This is a genomic window from Intestinibacter sp. (genome assembly GCF_051866655.1).
In the GTDB taxonomy this organism is placed as follows: domain Bacteria; phylum Bacillota; class Clostridia; order Peptostreptococcales; family Peptostreptococcaceae; genus Intestinibacter.
Window position 1 is genome coordinate 1143 of sequence record NZ_JBJDXL010000180.1, and the last position, 4097, is coordinate 5239.

The following is a 4097-nucleotide window of genomic DNA, read 5'->3' on the forward strand; positions in this document are numbered from 1 at the left end:
TTCCTTTTGCCAAATAGCCTATCTTAGCATAGCTTGTTGATGCTCCTTTTCTTACATTTAATCCTGCTGTTGTCACTCCTGTTGCTATTACTTCGCTAGCTTGTCCATCTAATTTTACATATTTTCCTGATACATATCCATATGAACCGTTGTATTTTATTTTATACCAGCCATTTGATAATTTTTGTACTATTTCTATCTTTGTTCCTTTTGCCAAATAGCCTATCTTAGCATAGCTTGTTGATGCTCCTTTTCTTACGTTTAATCCTGCTGTTGTCACTCCTGTTGCTATTACTTCACTAGGATCTTCTATTGGTTCACCGTTTATTGTTTTAAATGGTATTTTATTGTTATTTGCATAAGTTTGTGCATATGAACCTTTTTCACCATAGATTGTAACTTCTTTTGCACATTCTTCAAATATTCCTTGACCTATTTTAGTAACTGATTTTGGTATTGTAACCTTAACTAAATTTTCACATAATGCAAATGCGTTGTCTCCTATAGTAGTAACAGTATCTGGTACTGTAAATTCAGTAAATCCTGTTCCTCCAAAAGCAGCCTCTTCTATTTCTGTAACACCACTTGGTATATCTATTTTATCTAAAGCTTCACAATATACAAATAGACCTGCTGGAATAGATTTCATATTACTTGGTAATGTTACATCTTTTAAAGATTGATTCATTGCTAAAGCACCTATACCTATTTCAACTACATTATCAGGTATAACTATTTTTTCTAAATCTTCATTCCAAGAAAACGCAAAAGCATCTATAGCTGTAACTGTACTTGGTATGCTTACTGTTTTTAACTTATCACAACCAGAAAATGCCTCTTCACCTATAACCTTTACTCCTTCTGGTATTGTAATACTTTCAGTGATTTCTAACACAGAAAATGCAGAATCATATATCATTGTAACAGGATATCCACCAAGAGTGTTTGGAATAACTACATCCTTATCTCTAATGATTTCTTCATCATTTTCGTCATAATCAACATCGTAATAGCAAGTTATTACAGCTTCATTTCTGTCGTTTACTATGTAATAGAAACCATTTTCTTCAGGATCATCTTCTTCACTGTCCCAATATTCTTCTTCATCAAATCCCCAATCAATATTTAGAGAATAATCATCTTCATAACTATCCATTACTTGTGAACTTGATAATGCTTTTGAAGTAGCATGACCTTTAGTTTGTTTTTCCATTGCATAAGAGCTTCCTGAGCTAAAGCCAAAAGAAAGTAACAAGCTTAATACTGTTAAAAAACATGCAGATTTTTTAAATTGTTTTATCATAAGATAAATTCCCCCTTTTTTTGTAAGTAATTTTATAGTATCACATTTGAATACGTTTTCCTATTATTTCCAACTATTTGTAACAAATTTGATACTTATCTATTTTTTCCCCTTTAATATATAAGACTATATTTTTGCAAAAAATTCGCCACTTTTTTTTATTTTTTTGTAAAAAAAAAGAAGATGAATCGAATTTCTTCAACTCATCTTCCCATATTCAAAATTTATATATCCATGATAGGCTTAAATTCTATCTTTAAATCTTAATACCATCCTCTACGTTTCATAGCGTCTGCTACTCTCTTGATAGAAGACATGTAAGCTGCAGTTCTCATATCTACGCCATATTCTTCTTTGATTGCCCATATAGCTTCGAATGCTTTATGCATAGCAACTTCTTGTTTAGCTTGAACTTCTTCAAATGACCAAGAATCTCTTTGTAAGTTTTGTACCCATTCGAAGTAAGAAACAGTAACACCACCACTGTTAGCTAGTATATCTGGAACTAGAGTTATTCCTCTCTTAGCGAATATTTCATCAGCACCAGGAGTAGTAGGTCCGTTAGCACCTTCGCATATAACTTTAGCTCTAACATCGTTAGCGTTTTCAGCTGTTAATTGGTTTTCTAATGCACATGGCATTAATAAATCAACGTCTGCTAATAATACGTTTTCATCTGTAGGTTCAGCACCTGGGAATCCTTTAACACCTCTAGCAGCTGTAGTAGGGATGTAAGCCATTAAAGCTTTCATATCTATACCATCTGGGTTGTATATAGTACCAGTGTGGTCACCAACTATAACAACTTTAGCACCAAATTGTTCTATATACATACCTGTGTAACTACCAACGTTACCACAACCTTGTAAAGCAACTTTAGCACCATTTATATCTATACCAACTTTAGCTAATGCAGCTCTAGCCATCATAGCAACACCGTATCCAGTAGCTTCAGTTCTAGCTAATGAACCATAGAAATCAACTGGTTTACCAGTATATACACCAGGAGCAAATTCTCCAGTTACTCTTGCATGTTCGTCAACCATCCAAGACATTATTTCTCCGTTAGTATTTACGTCTGGAGCAGGAACGTCTACTTTTTCTCCTACGAATGGAGCAAGAGCAGCAGCAAATCCTCTAGATATTCTTTCTAATTCACCTTTAGAGTAGTCGTTAGGATCGATGGCCATACCACCTTTACCTCCACCATATGGTATACCAGTTACACCACATTTGAAAGTCATCCAAGTTGATAACGCTTTCACTTCGTCTAAAGTTACGTTTGGATGGAATCTTAAACCACCTTTGTATGGTCCACAAGCGTTGTTGTGTTGAGATCTATATCCAGTGAAAGTTTTTATAGTTCCATCATCCATTTTAACTGGGAAGTTGAATTCCATAACTCTTTGTGGATTTTTTAATAATTCATAAACTGCAGGATCAGTTCCTAATTTATCACAAGCATTTTTAACTTGTAATTGTGCAATTTCAAATACATTTAAAGTTTTTTCAGCCATTTTTATAAGCCCCCCTAAATTTTTACATAAATTTTAAAATTTTGTTTAGTTGTCATTTCCATTTATGTCATTTCTTTCCTTTAATCATGACTATATTATATCATATTTTTTTTTTATGTGTAATTGAATTTTTATTCAATTGATTATTTATTTTATATTTTAAAAAAATTTTATTTAATATTTTTGTTTTTTATCTAAGCATCAGATTAATTACATTTTTTTGATTTTTTATTGATATTTAGCACATCCTAAAAAAACATTTTCCCATATTAATTTATTTTTATTGAATATTTTAAATATTTAATCAATTCAGTTTCTTCTTTTTTCTCCATTCTCTGTCGAATAATAGCGATATTAGTCGATATAAATCCTTTAATTTTACAATTTTTGATATAGTTTTATGAGCTTTTATAAAAAGTTTTTTCATTTGTATATATGATTTATATATTTATATACATTTTGATGATTATTAAATATTATTATTTTTCTATTTTGTTATTTTTTTTATGTATTTCAATCAATTTAATTATATTTAATAAAGTGTACTCTACCAAGCATCATATTTTATTATAATTTTTTTACAAAATAATTTAAAATAAAATAGATCCTATACAAATCACTTTGCATAGGATCTTAATATATAATATTCTTCAATTTTACTTAAATTATTATGCTACTCTTCTTAATTCAAATTCTCTAGTAACTGCATCGTGTTCTCTGTATTCTCTTAAGAATGGAGCTCTCATTTCTTTACTGAAAACTGCTACTATTAAAGTTGGTACTAATGCTGCTACTACGTAAGGTATTGCACTCATAAAAGATGCGCCTGCTACTAATGAACCAGTCATGTATCCGTAAGATAATACAAATGTTACTATTGAATCTCTTAATACTAATCTCATTTGATATTTTCTAGCAACTTCTTGTTTTGAAAGTGATTTTTTAATTTCTAAATCTACTTCAACTAAGTTTCTAACTATTTCACTTACTAAAGTGAAAAATCCTGCTGCTGCCATTGAAATTATAATTCCGTTTGTCATACCTGCTACTAAGCTGCTGTATGTTACATAAGTGAAGCAAACTGTAAATGATAACACTAAATCTCTAAACATTTTGTTATCTAAGTCGTTTCTGAATAATTTGTTCATATCCACTACCCCCTAAAATTAATTAATTTTTTAATTTTTTTATCGTTTTTATTATTTTTTGTTTTCTTATCTTTTGTTAATTTAATTATATATGCTTCTGGATATATTTTCTATAAGTATATTAACCCA

Annotated in this window: 3 protein-coding genes; all 3 read right to left on the reverse strand. The window is 30.1% G+C overall.

Features of this window, described 5'->3' with window-relative positions:
- On the reverse strand, positions 1-1303 hold a 1303-nt coding region (locus tag ACI3VO_RS05475; protein ID WP_439756941.1), incomplete at its 3' end, for a leucine-rich repeat protein.
- A gap of 263 nt (positions 1304-1566) precedes the next feature.
- Positions 1567-2820 (reverse strand): Glu/Leu/Phe/Val family dehydrogenase, encoded by a 1254-nt coding sequence (locus ACI3VO_RS05480; RefSeq protein ID WP_439756942.1) that lies wholly within the window; start codon positions 2818-2820, stop codon positions 1567-1569.
- Between the two features lie 668 nt (positions 2821-3488).
- Entirely contained in the window at positions 3489-3968 is a 480-nt protein-coding gene (locus ACI3VO_RS05485; protein ID WP_439756943.1) for a hypothetical protein, read from the reverse strand.
- Between the last annotated feature and the right edge of the window lie 129 nt (positions 3969-4097).

Coding starts and splice junctions, on each gene's coding strand:
- ACI3VO_RS05480 (WP_439756942.1), bottom strand. CDS start 2,820: ATGGCTGAAAAAACTTTAAATGTATTTGAAATTGCACAATTACAAGTT.
- ACI3VO_RS05485 (WP_439756943.1), bottom strand. CDS start 3,968: ATGAACAAATTATTCAGAAACGACTTAGATAACAAAATGTTTAGAGAT.